An 18,212-nucleotide genomic window follows, 5' to 3' on the forward strand; every position below is an offset into this window, starting at 1 on the left:
GAGATGAGTACAACCGCAGTCGATCACGCACACGATCACTCGCACGACCACGACCATGCGCACGATCATCCGCATGGCTGGCGTCGTTGGGTATACGCGACTAACCACAAGGATATCGGTACGCTCTACCTGTGGTTTTCGTTCGTAATGTTGTTGTCCGGTGGCTTCTTGGCGATGTTGATACGCGCCGAGTTGTTCCAACCTGGCTTGCAATTGATGCAACCGGAATTCTTCAATCAACTGACCACCATGCACGGCATCATGATGGTGTTCGGCGCGATTATGCCGGCCTTCGTTGGTTTCGCTAACTGGATGGTGCCACTGCAAATCGGCGCATCTGATATGGCGTTTGCACGGATGAACAACTTCTCGTTCTGGTTGTTGCCACCTGCTGCGATTCTGCTGGCCGTGTCCTTCCTGGTTCCTGGTGGCGCGACTGCTGCTGGTTGGACACTGTACGCACCGCTGTCGACCCAAATGGGTCCTGGTATGGACATGGCAATTTTTGCCCTGCATATCATGGGTGCATCGTCGATCATGGGTTCGATCAACATCATCGTCACTATCTTGAACATGCGCGCGCCTGGCATGACCTTGATGAAGTTGCCGATGTTCTGCTGGACCTGGTTGATTACTGCTTACTTGCTGATCGCTGTGATGCCGGTTCTGGCTGGCGCGATTACCATGACATTGACCGATCGCCATTTCGGCACATCGTTCTTTAATGCTGCTGGTGGCGGTGATCCAGTCATGTATCAACACATTTTCTGGTTCTTCGGACATCCAGAGGTGTACATCATGATTTTGCCGGCGTTTGGCATCGTTTCGCACATCATTCCTACCTTCGCGCGCAAGCAGTTGTTCGGCTATGCATCGATGGTGTACGCAACAGCTTCCATCGCGATTCTGTCGTTCATGGTGTGGGCGCATCACATGTTCACCACCGGTATGCCGGTGACTGCACAGTTGTTCTTCATGTACGCAACGATGCTGATTGCGGTACCGACCGGCGTGAAGATTTTCAACTGGATCGCAACGATGTGGCGTGGTTCGATGACATTCGAAACACCTATGTTGTTCGCAATCGGCTTTATCTTCGTGTTCACGATGGGTGGTTTCACCGGCCTGATTCTGGCTGTGACACCGATCGATATTCAACTGCAAGATACGTATTACGTTGTTGCCCACTTCCACTATGTGTTAGTGGCTGGTTCCTTGTTTGCCTTGTTCGCTGGTTTCTATTACTGGGGACCAAAGTGGACGGGTTACATGTACAACGAAACACGCGGCAAGATCCATTTCTGGGGCTCGCTGATTTTGTTCAACGTCACCTTCTTCCCTATGCACTTCCTGGGATTGGCCGGTATGCCACGTCGTTACGCTGATTACCCAGCGCAGTTCACCGACTTCAACATGATCGCGTCGATAGGTGGTTTGGGCTTCGGTTTGATGCAGGTTTATTTCTTGTTTGCAGTTGTGATCCCGTCAATCAAAGGCGGCGTTCCTGCATCAGATAAACCATGGGAAGGCGCAGAAGGTCTGGAATGGACTGTACCTAGCCCAGCACCGTTCCATACATTTGAAACTCCTCCAACAGTAAAATAAACGGAGTGGCAGGCGTGAGCCTGCCACATTGCGATGTCGGATCATAAGACGGAACAGAAAAAGCGTAACCTGCGGACGGCCCTGATACTTGGGGTAGTCGCAGCGATGTTCATGTTCGGTGTAATCGCAAAACGCTTGTGGTTTGTTTAGGGTAAAGATGGAAAACCAGACAGAAGATACTAAGCACAGCAAGTTGAATGCCCAGATGTTTGGCAAACTGGTTGTGATTGCTGTGATGATGTTTGGTTTTGGTTACCTGCTTGTTCCCATTTATAAGCAGATTTGTGAAATTACTGGCGTCAATATCCTCACCTCGCAAGAGATGAAGGTAAAACCGATCGATAATTCGCAGGTCGACAAGAGCAGAACGATTACAGTTGAGTTTGATGCCAATACACAAGGCCCGTTTCGTTTTCGTCCGACGGTCAATAGCATGCAAGTGCATCCGGGCGAAATGGCTCAGGTGGTGTATGAGGTAGTCAACACGCAAGCGCACAGCGTAGAAGCACAGGCAATTCCGAGTTATGCACCGCAGCAAGCTGCAGCGCATTTCAAGAAAGTCGAATGCTTCTGCTTCCAGCAGCAAACGCTGGAAGCGAGTCAGGCGAAGCAGATGCCGGTAGTGTTTTATCTGGATCCGGCTTTGCCCAAGGATGTGAAGACGATTACCTTGTCGTACACATTCTTCGAGATAGCCGGACGCGAAAAGAAGGCAGAATTAAAATCGGCAGTGGCAGGATAATAGTAAAAGAAGAAGTCGGCCGAGCAATCCAAGCCGATAGTCGAAATGAAATTTATCGCGTTGCCTGTGACATAGTTTGATTTGTCCTTGCAGCGTCACTATTTGAATTTTGGGAGATGGAGATGAGTGCTCAACACGCGAATGCGCCTTACTATTTCGTGCCTGGTCCTTCCAGATGGCCAGTGAGTGCCGGGGTTTCTTTACTCGTCATGATGCTAGGTGCATCAGGCTGGGTGAATGACGCTGCCTGGGGACCTTATGCAACGGCTGCTGGTTTGCTCGGCTTCCTCGTTGTGCTGTACTTCTGGTTCGGCGATGCGATCTCGGAATCCGAAGGCGGCATGTACAACAAGCGCATCGATGCATCCTATCGCTGGAGCATGAGCTGGTTCATCTTCTCCGAAGTCATGTTCTTTGCAGCATTCTTCGGCGCCTTGTTCTACGCACGCAGCATCGCGATGCCTTGGCTCGGCGATCTGGATAACAAAATCCTGTGGCCTGATTTTGCGGCACATTGGGGTAACGTTGGTCCAGCCGGCACAGTTGAGCCGTTCACGACGATGGGGCCATTCTGGATTCCAACAATCAATACAGCTCTGTTGTTGTTGTCGGGCGTGACGCTGACTATTTCTCATCACGCGATTCGTGAGAATCATCGTGGCAAGACAGCTTTCTGGCTGGCAGCAACCATTTTGTTGGGCGCGATCTTCATGGGCTTCCAAGTCTATGAATATATGCACGCTTACAGCGAACTGAACCTGAAATTGACTTCAGGTGTCTATGGTTCGACCTTCTTCCTGCTGACAGGCTTCCACGGCTTCCACGTGACCTTGGGTGCAATCATGCTGAGCGTCGTGTTGTACCGCGTACTGAAGGGACACTTCACTGCAGACAATCACTTTGCTTTTGAAGGTGCCGCTTGGTATTGGCACTTTGTCGACGTGGTCTGGCTCGGTTTGTACGTCGTGGTCTACTGGCTGTAAGTCACGCTGGCAGTATTAGCGAGATATAAAAAAGCCGCACCTCGGTGCGGCTTTTTTACGATTGAAACGAGATGTTGCGTGTCGTGCAATCAGAATTAAATAGAGCGAGAAATTAGCGTATGCCGGTCGGTTGTATCAAGCCGAATCGATAGGCAACTAGTACCAGAATAAAGAGCGCGATAGAAAATCCGACGCGCATAGTCAGCGCCTTGACGGTGCGGTTACTTTTGCCTTTGTCCTTCATCAAGAAGAACAAGGCTGATCCCAGGCTGCCGAGGATCAAAATAAAAGCAATGGCGACTATGATTTTCATGGCAATGATGGATGTGTTCGCTGTCTGACAGAACGCTGCCACCCGATGCAGGATGTGTTGAGTAAAGTGACATTGTAATGCGATTCACCTTCCGATTTAGACTCATTCCATTTGTTGCTGCAGCCATTGCGGTGGCCATCGGTTTGTCCTTGGGGCAATGGCAAACGCGGCGTGCGGCTGAAAAAATTGCCATTGAACAAAAACTCCAGATACGCCAAGCTGCGCCAGCACTTCAGTTAGGCGACATCACGCCACATTCCGATGAAATTGAATATCGCCGAGTCCTCGTTAAAGGTGAGTTTCTACGCGATTGGCCTATCTATCTGGATAACCGCCCGCATAACGGTGTGGCCGGATTTTATTTGCTGATGCCGTTTAAAATTGCGACTAGCAATCTGTACGTATTGGTTGCGCGTGGCTGGGTTCCGCGCAATGCTGCAGACCGAACCAAAATGCCGCCGCTGGTTACGCCAGAAGGAATGATAGAGATCGAGGGCACGGCACGGCACGATATCGGGCATGTCATGCAGCTTGGCGCAGTGGATGCGCCACGCCCACATGCGATTGTGCAAAATCTCGATATCGCCAGTTTTGCGGAGGCCAGCCAATTAAAAATGGCGCCGATACTTCTTGAGCAGTTGAGTGATACGAAGGATGGTTTGGTGCGTGATTGGCCTGTGCCATCTAGCGGTGTGGAGAAACATCGTGGTTATGCATTTCAGTGGTACGGATTGGCTGCAATGGCCTTCATTTTTTTTGTTGTGACAGGAATTCGACGTGGAACCAAATAAAAACAAGGGACGCTGGAAGTTATTCGCCGTGGTTTTGGTCTGTGCGGCACCGATTATTCTGTCGTACTTTACGTATTACGTGATCAAGCCGCAGAGTCGTACCAATTACGGTGCACTTATAGACCCGCGTGAACATCCAATACCAGAGCTTGGTGCGATGACCTTGGACAAGAAGCCGACTACGCTTGATGCCTACCAAGGGAAATGGGTCATGTTGCAGGTGAGCGATGCTGATTGCGAAGCTTCGTGCGAAAAGAAATTGCACGATATGCGGCAGTTGCGTCTGGCGCAAGGCAAAGAGATGGAGCGTATCGAACGTGTCTGGCTCATTACAGATGACAAGCCACTGGATACCATCTTGATTCGTGAATTCGATGGCACCGAGATGTTGCGCGTCAAAGCAGATGTCGTGCGTGCATGGTTGCCAGTGGAAGAGGGAACTAAAGTGACTGATCATATCTATATGATCGATCCACTTGGACATTTGATGATGCGTTTCCCTAAAGATGCTGATCCAAACAAGATCAAGAAAGATTTGTACAAACTCTTAAAGGCTTCTGCAATTGGCTGATTCCGGCATGCTGTTTCAACTCGCAAGCAAAGGCATACTGGTTGCCTTGCTGGCGTTCGTCATCGTGTGGTCTTCCAAGGACCCAAACAAATACCGCAAGCTGGTATGGGTGACTTTGTTTCTCACATTTGACGTGATCATGTTCGGTGCTTTTACGCGACTGACGGATTCTGGTCTCGGTTGTCCTGACTGGCCAGGTTGCTACGGTCATGCCAATCCTCTGCAAGCGATGGAGCACATTCGTGCGGCAGAAGCATTGATGCCGGATGGCCCTGTCACAGTCATGAAGGCCTGGGTGGAAATGATCCATCGCTATCTGGCGATGGGTATAGGCGTGTTGATCATCGCTATCGTGGTGATTTCGTGGCGCTTCTGGTTGCAGAGCGGTCGCACGATACAAAAATTCTCGCCACATTTCCCAGTCGCATTATTAGTGTTCGTCTGCATACAAGGTGCGTTCGGTGCGTGGACTGTGACGATGAAACTGCAGCCAGTCATCGTCACGATACATTTATTGCTAGGCATGACCTTGCTGGCGATGTTGACTTGGGTAGGCGCAAGGCAAAAGGAGCATGCGCCGGTTGATAGCAGTGCGTATGCCTTGCGGATCCCCGCGTTGATCGCTTTGATTTTGCTGGCAGTACAGATTGCCTTGGGCGGTTGGGTCAGCACCAATTACGCAGCTTTGGCTTGCAGCGATTTTCCGCTTTGTCATGGTGCGGTGATCCCGCAGATGGATTTTGAAAACGGCTTTACGCTCTGGCGCAGCTTGGGTATGACGGCTGATGGCGAATATTTGCCATTCCCTGCATTGACGGCAATTCACTGGACGCACAGAGTGTTTGCTTTCGTTGTGGTCGGCTATATCGGCTGGGTTTGCTACAAGGCGTACAAGATAGAAGGTTTGCGCGTCACCGCGCGTGCTGTTCTGGGTGCGTTGGCATTGCAGATCACTATCGGTATTGCAACAGTGTCATTGAAATGGCCGTTGGCATTGGCGGTTGCGCACAATGGTTGTGCAGCGCTGCTTGTCCTATTGCTGGTCATGTTAAACTACAAGGCTAGAATTCCCGGTAATGCCGGGCACAATCACGCGTCGGATCAGATTGATTCACGCCCGCCGGCAGTATCGAACAACAACGCATGACTACTCTGACAGCTTCCCAAAATCGTATTGCCCAATATTGGGCCTTGACCAAGCCGCGTGTGACGCAGCTTGCAGTTTTTTGCGCCGTCATCGGCATGTTCTTGGCAACGCCTGAGTTGCCGAGTTGGAAAATTGTTGTTGCTGCAACGATAGGCATCTGGTTGTTGGCTGGTGCTGCATTTGCCATCAATTGCCTGGTGGAGCGTGAAATCGACTCGCGCATGGCGCGTACCGCACGTCGTCCTATGGCGCGCGGCGAAATTACCGTGCTGCAAACGCTGGTTTTTTCCGGCGTGATCGGTGGTGCCGGCATGTGGGTGCTGTACAACTTCGTCAATCCGCTGACGATGTGGCTGACCTTTGCCACTTTTGTCGGTTACGCAGTGATTTATACGATCATCCTCAAACCAGCGACGCCGCAGAATATCGTGATCGGTGGCTTGTCTGGCGCGATGCCGCCAGCGCTCGGCTGGGCTGCGGTTGCCAACGATCTGCCTATGCAGGCGTGGATACTGGTCTTGATTATCTTCATCTGGACGCCGCCGCATTTCTGGGCACTGGCTTTGTACCGTCGCGATGAATATGCGAAGTCGGGGCTGCCTATGTTGCCAATCACGCATGGCACGGCTTTCACCCAGTTTCATATCTGGTTGTACACGATTGCTTTGGTGGCAACGACCATGTTGCCATTTGCAGTTGGCATGAGTGGATTGATTTATCTGGTTGCGGTTGCGATTCTTGATGCGATTTTTGTTTGGTACGCGTGGCAGGTGTATCGCCATTACACCGACATGATTGCGCGCAAGATGTTTGCATACTCGATCATCTATCTGTCGCTATTGTTTGCGGCCTTGCTGGTCGATCACTATTTGAGATTTTAAAAAATGCGTTTTCGTTCCCTACTGATCATGTGTGCTGCTGTATTTGCTTTGAGTGCTTGCAGCGATAAAGCAAAACCTGTTGTGTTCAATAACACCGATCTCACCGGTTTGGGCTACGCGAAAGATTTTTCGCTGCACGATCACAATGGCAAGCTGCGCACTTTGGCAGATTTCAAAGGTAAAGCAGTCGTCGTGTTTTTCGGCTTTACGCAATGTCCTGACGTTTGTCCGACGACCATGATGGAAATGTCGAATGTGATGAAAGAGCTGGGACCGGATGCTGATCGCGTGCAGGTTCTGTTCGTAACCGTCGATCCTGAGCGTGATACCGCAGCTTTGCTGGCGCAGTATGTACCGGCATTTGATCCACGCTTCCTCGGTTTGCGCGGCGATCTGGCAGAGACTGAAAAAACTGCTAAAGAATTCAAAGTGTTTTATCAAAAAGTACCAGGCAAAACACCGGGTAGTTACACCGTCGATCACACTGCGGGCAGCTATGTATTTGATCCAGAAGGACGAATCCGTTTGTTCATACGGCACGGGCAGGGCATAGAACCTATCGTGCAGGATCTGAAGACTTTGCTGGCAGAGAAAACCTAAAAGACAGACATAAAAAAAGGCGCTCGTAAGAGCGCCTTTTTTGTTCGCTGTTGTCTACTTAGGAGTAGGCGGCCAGCGAGCCTTTCATTTTTTTCAGAGCGACTGCCTCGATCTGGCGTATGCGTTCAGCCGATACGCCGAACTCATCTGCCAACTCGTGCAGCGTTGCGCCCGAACCATCATCGTTTGCCAACCAACGTGCTTCGACAATACGACGTGAGCGTGGGTCCAGTTTGCCTAATGCGCTAGACAGACCTTCGGTTTGCAGGCGATCGAATTGTTGCGACTCCAATACCTTGGTCGGTTCCTGCATGTCCGAAGACAGATAGGCGATAGGTGCAAACTTGTCGTCTTCATCGTCGGTAGGCGCTTCCAGTGCAATATCGCGACCGGACAGACGTGTTTCCATTTCGATGACTTCTTCACGTTTGACGTTCAAGGTTTTCGCCAATGCGTCTACTTGATCCGGAGTCATGGAATCCAGGCCGGTTTTGTGGCTGCGCAGATTGAAGAACAACTTGCGTTGTGCCTTTGTCGTTGCCACTTTCACCAAGCGCCAGTTTTTCAGGATGTACTCATGCATTTCAGCCTTGATCCAGTGCATGGAGTACGAAACCAGACGTACGCCTTGATCCGGATCGAAGCGTTTCACGGCTTTCATCAAGCCGATATTGCCTTCCTGAATCAGATCAGCGTGCGGCAAGCCGTAACCCAGATAGCCACGAGCGATCGATACGACCAAGCGCAAATGCGACAGCACGAGTTTTTGCGCAGCGCCGAGATCGTTCTCGTCGCGCAGGCGGCGTGCCAAAGACATTTCCTCTTCGTGCGTCAGCATAGGCAGGCGATTGACCGCCGAGATGTAAGCGTCAATATTGCCCAGCGCGCCAGAAAAGCCCAAAGCCAGCATATTGCTGTTTGGGATCAATGCGGTCGATGCAGATGCTGCTTTCATGCGTTCTCCTTGCTAAATTTCATTCAGAAGCTGATTTGCTGTCATAGAGCAAAATCATTTACAGGAGCTATATTAGCACTCTCTTTAAATGAGTGCTAATGAGGGTTTTATACTGCTCTCATAGCTTAAATGCTATTGCATGTCTGATCACAATTGCACTTTTCTTGTGGGAATTAGAGCCTGATTATGGGCGGAAGTTGCGCGAGGAATACGATTTCTGATGAAGATTTACATTTCTTTACAGAAAGAAAAAGGGCCTGAAAAGGCCCTTTTTTGTATGTGCTGAATGTTGGCGTCAGTGGGCGCTCACATGCGCGTATTACGCCAGACGCGCTAAATGGCGCTGCACCGACAATAACGCACCGATCAAGCCAAGGAAGGCACTGGCGGCAAGCAGGATCAGCGTGGCGATGAGATCCAGTGGCGCCAAGCGGAACTCGGATGCGTATAAACGGGCGAAGTCGGCGATAGCCGCGTTCAAGGGATTCAGGGCCACGGCAACCGCGATCAGCGCAACTGCCCCGGCGATCAGGCCTAGCAAGGCGCCGGTGTAATAAAACGGCCGACAAATGAAAGAATCGGTCGCGCCGACCAGACGTGAGACTTCGATTTCTTCGCGCTGCGTCATGACTTGCAAGCGGATGGTGTTGAAGACCACTGCGACGACGACGACGGCCAGCGTGGTAGCGAGGAAGATCAGGATCAGGCGCATGACTTGCAGCAAGGCCGCCAGACGTTCTACCCAGGCGGAATCGATTTGTACATATTCGACGCCGCTCAGCGCTTTCAGTTTTTCAACGATAGCAGTGATTTTCTTGGCGTCGCCGTCATTTTGAAAGCCGGTCATTTTGACGACGTAAGCATCAGGCAAAGGATTCGCACCCAGCGTGGTGATGGCATCGTCCAGGCCAGTTTTGTCTTTGAGCGTGCTGAGCGCTTTTTCGCGCGGGATGAATTCCAGTTTGACTGGATGCTTGGCTTCTTGCGCAATGCGTTTGATTTCAGGGCCGACGGCAGTCGCACGTTCGCGCGAGGCATCCATCGCCATGAAAATGCTGATTTCCGGTTGCACAGCCAATTGTTCGGAGACGGGACGCACGTTTTCCAGCAAAGTTAATCCGGCAAAGGGCAGCGCCAGCGCAATTGAAACCACCAATACGTTCAGCAGGAAGTTGCCCGGCGTTTTGAACAGGTGACGGAAAGCATCGCCTAGCGCAAAGCCATGTTGTCTGAGCCAGCTATTCATGCGGACACCTGCGGAGCTGTCGGTGCTGTTCTGCGCCAGCTTTCGATAATTTTTCCATGATCGAGATAAATCACGCGAGTCGCGGTATCGAGAAATTGTTCGTCGTGGGTAGAGATCAGGCAGGTCACGCCGACTGCATGAAAGGCCTTGAGCGCATCCAAGACCTTGTTGGCGCTTTCGCGATCCAGATTGGCGGTCGGTTCGTCAGCCAGTATGATTTGCGGGCGATTAACGATGGCGCGGGCGATGGCGACGCGTTGTTGTTCACCGCCGGACAAGGTCAGTGGTGCAGAAGATGCCTTGTCGAGCAGGCCGACTTTATCCAGCGCTGCACGGGCGCGACGCTCGGCATCGGCACGTGATGCGCCACAGACGATCAGCGGCAGCATGACGTTAGCCAATACATTGCGATCCGACAGCAAGCGTTGCTGCTGGAAAATCAAACCGAGATTGCGGCGCAGATACGGCATGCCGGATGATTTGATGCGACTGATGTCGTGGCCGCTGACGATGATCGAACCTTCGCTCGGTCTTTCCATCGCCGCAATCAATTTCAGTAGCGTGGATTTGCCGGCACCGGATGGGCCGGCCAGAAAGACCAGTTCACCTTTGCCGACCGACAGTGTGATGTCGGACAGCGCGGTCACATTCTGTGTATATTTTTTCGAGACTTGGTGGAATTCAATCATCGATATCGTTAGCCCAATAGAGCTTCTACAAATTCCTGTGCATTGAAAGGCTGTAAATCTTCGATCTGCTCACCGACGCCGATGAAGTAAACCGGGATCGGTCGTGCGCGTGCGATGGCAGCCAGTACGCCGCCTTTCGCGGTGCCGTCGAGTTTGGTGACGACCAAACCTGTCAGCCCCAAAGCATCGTCGAAGGCTTTGACTTGTGTCAGCGCATTTTGTCCTGTGTTGCCATCTATGATCAACAGGATTTCATGCGGTGCGGACGACATGCCTTTGGCCATCACGCGTTTAATCTTTTTCAACTCTTCCATCAGATGGAGTTGTGTCGGCAGGCGTCCTGCCGTATCAACCATCACGACATTGGTACCGCGTGCCTGTGCCGAATGCACGGCATCGAAGGCGACGGCGGCCGGATCACCTGATTCCTGCGCGATCACGGTCACATTGTTGCGCTGGCCCCAAACCGTCAATTGTTCACGTGCTGCGGCGCGGAAGGTGTCGCCGGCGGCCAGCAATACCGATTGGTTGTGCGCCTGCAGATGTTTGGCCAGTTTGCCTATGGTGGTGGTCTTGCCCGCACCATTGACGCCGGTGATCATCATGACCAGCGGTTGGTGTTGGCCCAGGACTAGCGGTTTTTGCAAAGGCGTCAGCATTTCCAGCAGCAGGATGCGCAAGGCGGTTTTCACCTGCGAGGCTTCGGTCAGTTTTTCATTCTTGACCTTGCGTTTGAGCGCATCCAGCAGGAATTGCGTGGCGTCGACACCAGCATCGGACATTAGCAGCGCCGATTCCAGTTCCTCGTACAAATCGTCGTCGATCTTGGCGCCGACGAATAAAGTCGTCAGATTGGATGACGTTTTGGAAAGGCCGACCTTCAGTCTGGCCATCCATGATTGCTTTTGCTCTACCGGCGTAACGGCGGCGACGATTTCTGCCGGTGGCTCGATTTCCAGCGGTGCAGGTGCAATCAGCGGCTCGGAAGCTGGAGGTGTCTGGTGTTCGTTCGCAGGCGCTGGCGGTACTTGCGGTACCGGCGCGGGTTCTTGCGGTTTTTTCTTGAAGAAACTAAACATCGGGAATGGGGTCAGAACAGCGGTCAGAGGCGCTTGCCGGTGTATTGCAGGCAAGCGGATACAATCGACGTATTCTATCAGAGCGAAGGTCATCAAATTGAGTATCAGAGCAATGCTGTTGGCGGTAACCATCGTTTTAGCGCCGGTATGGGCAAATGCCGCACAAACTGAAGAGTTCACGCTGAAGAACGGTATGAAGATCATCGTCAACGAAGATCACCGTGCACCTACGGTAGCGCACATGATTTGGTACCGGGTCGGTTCTGTAGATGAGCGCAATGGTGTCACCGGCGTTGCGCATGCGCTGGAACACATGATGTTCAAGGGCACCAAGAAATTGAAACCGGGCGAATTCAGCAAGCGCGTGGCGCAACTCGGCGGTCGTGAAAATGCTTTCACCAGCAAGGATTACACCGCTTACTTCCAGCAAATCGAAAAATCCAAGCTGGAAGCCGTAATGGCGCTGGAAGCCGATCGCATGGCCAATCTGGTATTCGACAAGGATGAGTTTGCGAAAGAAATCCGCGTCGTGATGGAAGAGCGCCGCCTGCGTACTGACGATCAACCGACCGCGCAGTTGTACGAAGCGCTGGTGGCGACCACGTACGCGGCACATCCATATCGCAATCCCATCATAGGTTGGATGGACGATTTGCAGCACATGACGGTCAATGATGTGAAGGCTTGGCATGACGCATGGTATGCACCGAACAATGCAACGATGGTGGTGTCCGGCGATGTCGATGCGAAACAGGTTTATGCCTTGGCAGAAAAATATTTCGGCCGTTATCCAGGCAAAACACTGACGCGTACCAGACCGCAAAATGAGCCACCGCAAAATGGCATCAAGCGTGTCACCGTCAAAGCTCCTGCAGAGAATCCATATATCGTGCTGGCATTCAAAGTACCGGCCTTGCGCGATATCGAGAAGGATGAAGATCCTTACGCATTAAGCGTATTGGCGGCAGTGCTGGATGGTTACGACAATGCCCGTTTGACGGCCAAGCTGGTACGTACTGACAGAGTGGCCAACGATGTTGGCGCTTCGTATTCCGGCATTGCACGCGGGCCTGTGTTGTTTATGCTCGACGGCACGCCAGCGCAAGGTACAACGACAGAACAGTTGGAAAAACAATTGCGTGCAGAAATCGATCGGATTGCCAAAGAAGGCGTATCTGAAGCTGAGTTGAAACGCGTCAAAACGCAATTGATCGCTGCTCAGATTTACAAGCGTGATTCCGTGTTTGGGCAGGCAATGGAAATAGGCCGGATGGAAATGTCGGGTTTTTCCTATCAGGACACTGACCGCATGATCGAAAAACTGCGCGCCGTTACACCGCAGCAAGTGCAGACAGTTGCGCAGAAATATTTTGGTGACGATGCCTTGACGGTAGGTACCTTGGTGCCGTTGCCGCTCACCGAGAAAAAAGCTGCGCCTGCACCTAGCGGTTTGCGTCATTGATCGCGCATGCTTCATCCCACATTGTTTGCCAAGAACAAAAACGTATCCGGAGTCTCGATGTTTAAATTAATTGCCAGCCTTATGTTGTGTGCTGCCTGTAACGTGTCTTACGCTGCGTTGCAGATTCAATCCTGGACTTTGAGTAATGGCGCACGCGTGCTGTTTGTTGAAAACCATACGATACCGATGCTGGATGTGAGTGTCGATTTTGATGCTGGTTCGCGTCGCGATCCTGTCGGTAAATCCGGTACGGCTTCATTGACGAACGCGATGTTGGCGCGCGGTGTGCGAGAAGTAAAGACGCAGAACGGTAATGAGCCAGCATTGAGCGAGGCGCAAATTTCTGATGCGTTTGCCGATACGGCTGCGCAGCGTGGCGCGCGCCTGGATGATGATCGCTCCGGCGTGAGTCTGCGTACTTTGGTGAGCGAGCGCGAGACGTCGGTGCCATTGCTGGCACGCTTGCTGGCTTATCCGAGCTTTCCGGAAGAGTTTCTGGCACGCGACAAAGCACGCATCATTTCCTCCATCAAGGAGAGTATGACCAAGCCGGAAGCGATTGCGGATAAGGCATTCTCACATTTGTTATACGGCACGCATCCGTATGGACAAGAGCCGGACGTGGCGTCGATCACAGCAATTACACGTGACGATATCCTGGCATTCCATGCCCAGCATTATGTTGCTAATCGCGCAGTGGTCGCGCTGATAGGCGATGTAACGCGCGCCGAAGCTGACAAGATTGCACAGGAATTGACGATGCGTTTGCCGCAAGGCGAGCCTTTGCCTAAGTTGCCTGCGGTAGTGATTGCGAAAGGGACGGAAGAACGGATTCCGCATCAAGCATCGCAAGCGCATATTCTGATCGGCATGCCAGCCTTGGCGCGTCATGATCCAGATCATTTTCCATTGACGGTTGGTAACTATGTGTTGGGCGGTGGTGGCTTTGTCTCACGGCTGATGCAGCAAGTGCGTGAGCAGCGTGGTTTGACTTACGGCGTCAGTAGCTATTTCAATCCAATGGCTCAACTTGGGCCGTTCCAGATAGGCTTGCAGACGAAAAAAGAACAAGCCGATCAAGCCTTGCAAGTCGTACGAGATACAGTCGCAGGATTTTTGCGTGACGGCCCGACGGAATCTGAATTGAAAGCGGCGAAGGATAATTTGATCGGTGGTTTTTCTCTGCGTATCGATAGCAACAAGAAGATTTTGGAAAATATTGCGGCGATAGGTTTTTACGATTTGCCGCTGGATTATCTGGATACCTGGACCGCGAAGGTCGCGGCAGTATCGACAGATCAGATCAAGGCTGCGTTTAATCGCAAAATTCAACTGGATAATTTATCAACTGTCGTTGTCGGCGCTGATAAATAAGCGTTCTTGCTGGCGTGCGTGGGTGGGACTCATTACAATCCACGCTGCACACACTTTCCCATGGTCGATTCAGTTCGCCATTGCTCCTCATGCCCAAGAAGCCGAATACCAAACCTGCCCCTAAACACAAGCCACGTCCGGCGATGACGCATCAGGTGCGCATCATAGGCGGGCAGTGGAAGCGCACGCCTTTGCCTGTGCTCGATGTTGAAGGTTTGCGTCCTACGCCTGATCGCGTACGTGAAACAGTCTTTAACTGGATCAATCATTTGATCGACGGTAGCTGGAGCCGGACCAAATGTCTGGATTTGTTTGCCGGTACCGGTGTGCTGGGTTTTGAGGCGGCGAGTCGTGGTGCAGAGCAGGTTGTGATGGTAGAAGTGCATACGCCAGCCGTCAGACAGCTAGAAGCGACCAAGGAAAAATTGCATGCTGACCAAGTCAGCATCGTGCGCGGCGATGCCTTGTCAGTTATGCAAGGCATGCAAGGGCGTGGTGCGGCAGGGCAGTTCAATCTGATTTTTCTGGATCCGCCGTATAACCAGAACTGGCTCGCCAAAATGTTGCCCTCATGTGCGCAATTGCTGGCGAAAGACGGCCTGATTTATGTCGAAGCAGAAGAGTCATTGGTGACGGATACGCCACCAGACTGGCTGGCAGATTGGGATGTCGTGCGTGCAGATAATGCCGGCATGGTTTTTTATCATCTTTTGCAAGCAAAAAAATTGCCGGAAGTTCAGGCATAATGCGCTTTCAGTTATTTGCGGTGTCCCTAGCGCCTTGTTGCGCTATATAGGAACTAGCAGCAAAACATATCTTTGCTACTCATCCGGCGCATGCGCCGTGCTTTCCGCGAGCTGACAACCACAGCCACCCTACGGAGCCACAATTGGTTACAGCCATCTATCCAGGAACATTCGATCCACTTACGCGCGGTCATGAAGATCTGGTGCGTCGCGCATCGGGTTTGTTCGACAAGTTGATCGTCGGTGTTGCTGACAGCAAGAATAAAAAACCATTCTTTTCGCTGGAAGAGCGCCTGACCATTTCCAATGAGGTCTTGGGTCACTATCCGAACGTGCATGTCGAGAGTTTTTCCGGTTTGCTGAAAGATTTCGTGCGTCGTCATGATGCACGCGTGATTGTGCGCGGCTTGCGCGCGGTATCCGATTTTGAATATGAATTCCAGATGGCAGGCATGAATCGCTATTTGTTGCCGGACGTCGAAACGCTGTTTTTGACCCCGTCTGATCAGTATCAATTCATCTCTGGTACGATAGTTCGTGAGATTGCCGCACTTGGTGGCGATGTGTCGAAGTTTGTTTTCCCATCGGTCGATAAATGGCTGAAAGAGAAAATCGCGGCACAGAAGTAAGTTGGAACTGAGGTTGTTATGGCTTTGCTGATCACTGATGAATGTATTAATTGCGATGTATGCGAGCCTGAGTGCCCGAACGACGCAATTTACATGGGCCAGGAAATCTACGAGATAGATCCGACCAAATGTACCGAATGCGTCGGCCACTTCAGCCAGCCGCAGTGCCAGGAAGTTTGTCCGGTTGAATGCATACCCTTCAATCCGGCATGGCGCGAAAGCAAGGAAGAGCTGCAAGCCAAATACGAGCGTTTGCAGGCGGAACTCAAAACAACTTCATCAATATAAAAAGGGACCGTGGGTCCCTTTTGTTTATCTATTAGCGATCTCGGTGAGATACCGTTAGTTGGTATGCATGACTTTGTTGCGGCCGCTTTCTTTGGCTTGATACAAGGCTTGATCTGCCTTGGCCAATAATTGCTGTGCGATTGCCGCAACTTCACTTTGGCGAGCTGTCGCATCTACACTGGCGACACCGATAGACACGGTAGAGTTTATCTTTTCACCGGTCGTCAATGCGATAGGCTGGTTGCTGACGCTGGCACGTATCCGCTCTGCCACGGCAATGGCGGCATCGAGTGAGGCATCGATTAACAAGACCACAAATTCCTCTCCGCCGAATCGACCGAGCGCATCGCTCAAGCGCAGTTCTGCCTTGATGCGTGCGGCGATTTCACACAGCACTTCATCGCCACCCTGATGGCCGAAATTATCATTCACCCTTTTGAAGTGATCCAGATCGATATACATGGCTGATAGCGCGTAGCCATGGCGACGCGTACGGCCAGCTTCTTCCAGCAGGCGACGCTCAACATAGCGGCGATTGTTCACGCCAGTCAGCGGGTCGGTCAGGCCGATATGTTGCAAGCGTTCATTGTTGATGACGTTTTCGACGCAGATCGCGACGATGGAGGCGCGATGTTGCAGAAAGTCGCTCGCCATATTGGACGTAAAGCGCAGCGGATCGAGGCTGCCGAGACTTAGCCAGCCTATCAATTGATTGCGCCGTATCAGCGGCAGTATCGCAACGCTGGACGGCTTCAAGACCACATCTGGAAACAGGCGGCGATGATGCATCGTGTTGTACGGACCTAGCGATGGCTTGCGGGCTGGATGCGTTATTTCATCGATGCCGTCTTTTTGGTCGACAAACAGCAGATTTGGATAGTTGCTGACGTCTATGCGCAGATCGGTCAGGATGCGACGGATTTCTGAATCGGGATCGATGAGCGAGAGCGTGATGACATCCAGCTCAGATGCCTCAGTCAGCGTATCGAATACGCTGTCTATCAATTCCTGGAAAGTGTTGGCGCCGATGAACTTCAGGTCGAATTCCTGATAGCGCTGCATGATCTGCTGATTGCGATGCGCTTGCTCCAGCAGTAGTTTTAGCTGGGTGCGTAACTGCGAATTTTCGGTAACCAGCTTGTTCGGCATGGACGTCAGGTCAGAACTGCGATGGATGTGAGTGCCGTAAAGAATACGTGGAGCATACTACCTTGATGCTTACTCCATAGCAATTTTTGTACGCACTCAGAACGCTAATTCGACATCCACATTTTGTCCGACACGTATAACAGTACCTTCGCCGTTGAGCAAAACAGCGTTCATGCCGAAGGTGATGCTGCCATCGACTTTAGGATTGGCGCGATAAGTGCCGAGTATGTCCAACGGATCGGCGCTGAATTCGCCAGTCGCCTGATCTACCGAAGGCATAGGGCAGCGCGGGCAGGGTTTGACCGGCTTCAATGCTGCTGCGCCAAGCTGGTAAGAGGCAGCAAAATCTTCTTCAAATGGTGCGATATCGCTGAACACCAGATTAGGGCGGAAGCGATTCATAGGTATAGCGCTGCGTCCTTGTGCAACCAGCTTTTCGTTCAAATCTTCTAGTGAGCCTGAGCCGATGACCAGCATAGGAAAGCCGTCCGAGAAGAGCGTAGGTACATCTGCACCTTCGGTCCATTCCTTGTTCGAATAGCGTTTTGCGTCAGGGTGAAAGCGAACCAAGCGGCATTTCACGCCCAGTGCATTGGAAAACCAGAGTGCTGTGGTGTCGTCGCAATCGTAGGCATCGACTTGGTCATCCCATACTTGTACGCGTATGAGTTTTTCATCTTCCGGGGCAGGCAGGCCTAGCGGTACTTCCAGACGCAACATGCCGGGCGAGCGCAGTTCCAAAGTGTCGGCCTTGATACGCGGTGCGATCAAGGCCATTTTCGGATATTCGCGCTGCGTCAAGGCATCGCCGTTCTCATCGACGATCATCCATTCGCGGTCATAAATCTGCTCGCTCATCAAACCGGCAGGCGTCAGCGTTGCCTCGCGCAGCGAGATGCCAGCGCAGGATTTGATCGGGTAAAGATTCAGTTCTGTCAGGATGGGCATGGATGAGAGTTGAT

General features: G+C 51.9%; 20 protein-coding genes. 13 read left to right on the plus strand and 7 right to left on the minus strand.

Annotation, left to right across the window (positions count from 1 at the left end):
- The first annotated feature begins 3 nt into the window (after positions 1–3).
- The 3 genes from ctaD (at position 4) to BQ6873_RS14330 (ending at position 3,330) form a co-directional block, all read left to right on the plus strand.
- The gene (gene ctaD / locus BQ6873_RS14320) at positions 4–1,605 is read left to right on the plus strand and encodes a cytochrome c oxidase subunit I (protein ID WP_076593245.1); all 1,602 of its coding nucleotides are present in this window, start codon (positions 4–6) and stop codon (positions 1,603–1,605) included.
- 157 nt (positions 1,606–1,762) lie between these two features.
- Entirely contained in the window at positions 1,763–2,347 is a 585-nt protein-coding gene (locus tag BQ6873_RS14325) for a cytochrome c oxidase assembly protein (RefSeq protein ID WP_076593246.1), read from the plus strand.
- A 122-nt stretch (positions 2,348–2,469) separates the two neighbouring features.
- Positions 2,470–3,330, plus strand: a complete 861-nt coding sequence (locus BQ6873_RS14330) for a cytochrome c oxidase subunit 3 (RefSeq protein ID WP_076593247.1) — start codon at positions 2,470–2,472, stop codon at positions 3,328–3,330.
- 112 nt (positions 3,331–3,442) lie between these two features.
- Here the strand turns inward: BQ6873_RS14330 and BQ6873_RS14335 are convergent, their stop codons facing one another.
- Positions 3,443–3,643 carry a twin transmembrane helix small protein gene (locus tag BQ6873_RS14335; RefSeq protein ID WP_076593248.1) on the minus strand — a complete coding sequence of 67 codons (201 nt, stop codon included), beginning with the start codon at positions 3,641–3,643 and terminating at the stop codon, positions 3,443–3,445.
- A gap of 77 nt (positions 3,644–3,720) precedes the next feature.
- Here BQ6873_RS14335 and BQ6873_RS14340 point away from each other — a divergent pair, with 77 nt between their 5' ends.
- Genes BQ6873_RS14340 through BQ6873_RS14360 form a run of 5 tightly spaced genes read left to right on the plus strand, consistent with a single transcriptional unit; the run spans position 3,721 to position 7,633 of the window.
- A complete protein-coding gene (locus BQ6873_RS14340) occupies positions 3,721–4,434 on the plus strand; it encodes an SURF1 family protein (protein WP_076593249.1) in 714 nt (237 codons plus the stop codon).
- Positions 4,421–5,005: an SCO family protein gene (locus BQ6873_RS14345; protein ID WP_076593250.1), complete on the plus strand. Its 585-nt coding sequence runs from the start codon at positions 4,421–4,423 to the stop codon at positions 5,003–5,005. Before BQ6873_RS14340 ends, BQ6873_RS14345 begins: the two co-directional genes overlap by 14 nt.
- A gap of 7 nt (positions 5,006–5,012) precedes the next feature.
- Complete coding sequence (locus tag BQ6873_RS14350) at positions 5,013–6,152, plus strand: COX15/CtaA family protein (protein WP_076594151.1); 1,140 nt, start codon at positions 5,013–5,015, stop codon at positions 6,150–6,152.
- Positions 6,149–7,033 carry a heme o synthase gene (cyoE, locus tag BQ6873_RS14355; RefSeq protein WP_076593251.1) on the plus strand — a complete coding sequence of 295 codons (885 nt, stop codon included), beginning with the start codon at positions 6,149–6,151 and terminating at the stop codon, positions 7,031–7,033. Before BQ6873_RS14350 ends, cyoE begins: the two co-directional genes overlap by 4 nt.
- 3 nt (positions 7,034–7,036) lie before the next feature.
- Positions 7,037–7,633, plus strand: coding sequence for an SCO family protein (locus tag BQ6873_RS14360; protein WP_076593252.1), 597 nt, complete (start codon positions 7,037–7,039; stop codon positions 7,631–7,633).
- Between the two features lie 58 nt (positions 7,634–7,691).
- On the opposite strand, the gene rpoH is transcribed toward BQ6873_RS14360, so the two are convergent.
- The 4 genes from rpoH to ftsY form a co-directional block, all read right to left on the minus strand.
- Positions 7,692–8,588 carry an RNA polymerase sigma factor RpoH gene (rpoH, locus tag BQ6873_RS14365; protein WP_076593253.1) on the minus strand — a complete coding sequence of 299 codons (897 nt, stop codon included), beginning with the start codon at positions 8,586–8,588 and terminating at the stop codon, positions 7,692–7,694.
- Positions 8,589–8,907: 319 nt separating this feature from the next.
- A complete protein-coding gene (gene ftsX / locus BQ6873_RS14370) occupies positions 8,908–9,834 on the minus strand; it encodes a permease-like cell division protein FtsX (protein ID WP_076593254.1) in 927 nt (308 codons plus the stop codon).
- Positions 9,831–10,523, minus strand: a complete 693-nt coding sequence (locus BQ6873_RS14375; protein WP_076593255.1) for a cell division ATP-binding protein FtsE — start codon at positions 10,521–10,523, stop codon at positions 9,831–9,833. The genes ftsX and BQ6873_RS14375 overlap by 4 nt, the downstream gene beginning before the upstream one ends.
- Before the next feature lie 8 nt (positions 10,524–10,531).
- Complete coding sequence (ftsY, locus tag BQ6873_RS14380) at positions 10,532–11,602, minus strand: signal recognition particle-docking protein FtsY (protein WP_076593256.1); 1,071 nt, start codon at positions 11,600–11,602, stop codon at positions 10,532–10,534.
- A 91-nt stretch (positions 11,603–11,693) separates the two neighbouring features.
- On the opposite strand from ftsY, the gene BQ6873_RS14385 reads away from it, so the two are divergent.
- The 5 genes from BQ6873_RS14385 to BQ6873_RS14405 all read left to right on the plus strand — a co-directional run bounded on the left by BQ6873_RS14385 (position 11,694) and on the right by BQ6873_RS14405 (position 16,101).
- Positions 11,694–13,064: a M16 family metallopeptidase gene (locus BQ6873_RS14385; RefSeq protein WP_076594152.1), complete on the plus strand. Its 1,371-nt coding sequence runs from the start codon at positions 11,694–11,696 to the stop codon at positions 13,062–13,064.
- A 57-nt stretch (positions 13,065–13,121) separates the two neighbouring features.
- Positions 13,122–14,438 carry a M16 family metallopeptidase gene (locus BQ6873_RS14390; RefSeq protein WP_157889173.1) on the plus strand — a complete coding sequence of 439 codons (1,317 nt, stop codon included), beginning with the start codon at positions 13,122–13,124 and terminating at the stop codon, positions 14,436–14,438.
- A gap of 89 nt (positions 14,439–14,527) precedes the next feature.
- A complete protein-coding gene (rsmD, locus tag BQ6873_RS14395) occupies positions 14,528–15,184 on the plus strand; it encodes a 16S rRNA (guanine(966)-N(2))-methyltransferase RsmD (protein WP_076593258.1) in 657 nt (218 codons plus the stop codon).
- A gap of 143 nt (positions 15,185–15,327) precedes the next feature.
- Positions 15,328–15,813: a pantetheine-phosphate adenylyltransferase gene (gene coaD, locus BQ6873_RS14400; protein ID WP_076593259.1), complete on the plus strand. Its 486-nt coding sequence runs from the start codon at positions 15,328–15,330 to the stop codon at positions 15,811–15,813.
- A gap of 18 nt (positions 15,814–15,831) precedes the next feature.
- Positions 15,832–16,101 carry a YfhL family 4Fe-4S dicluster ferredoxin gene (locus BQ6873_RS14405; protein ID WP_076593260.1) on the plus strand — a complete coding sequence of 90 codons (270 nt, stop codon included), beginning with the start codon at positions 15,832–15,834 and terminating at the stop codon, positions 16,099–16,101.
- Between the two features lie 54 nt (positions 16,102–16,155).
- On the opposite strand, the gene BQ6873_RS14410 is transcribed toward BQ6873_RS14405, so the two are convergent.
- Complete coding sequence (locus tag BQ6873_RS14410) at positions 16,156–17,250, minus strand: DUF484 family protein (protein WP_076593261.1); 1,095 nt, start codon at positions 17,248–17,250, stop codon at positions 16,156–16,158.
- A 96-nt stretch (positions 17,251–17,346) separates the two neighbouring features.
- Complete coding sequence (locus tag BQ6873_RS14415) at positions 17,347–18,198, minus strand: MOSC domain-containing protein (RefSeq protein WP_076593262.1); 852 nt, start codon at positions 18,196–18,198, stop codon at positions 17,347–17,349.
- Positions 18,199–18,212: the final 14 nt, after the last annotated feature.

Origin of the sequence: Herminiimonas arsenitoxidans, from assembly GCF_900130075.1 — a bacterium.
In the GTDB taxonomy this organism is placed as follows: Bacteria; Pseudomonadota; Gammaproteobacteria; order Burkholderiales; family Burkholderiaceae_D; genus Oxalicibacterium; species Oxalicibacterium arsenitoxidans.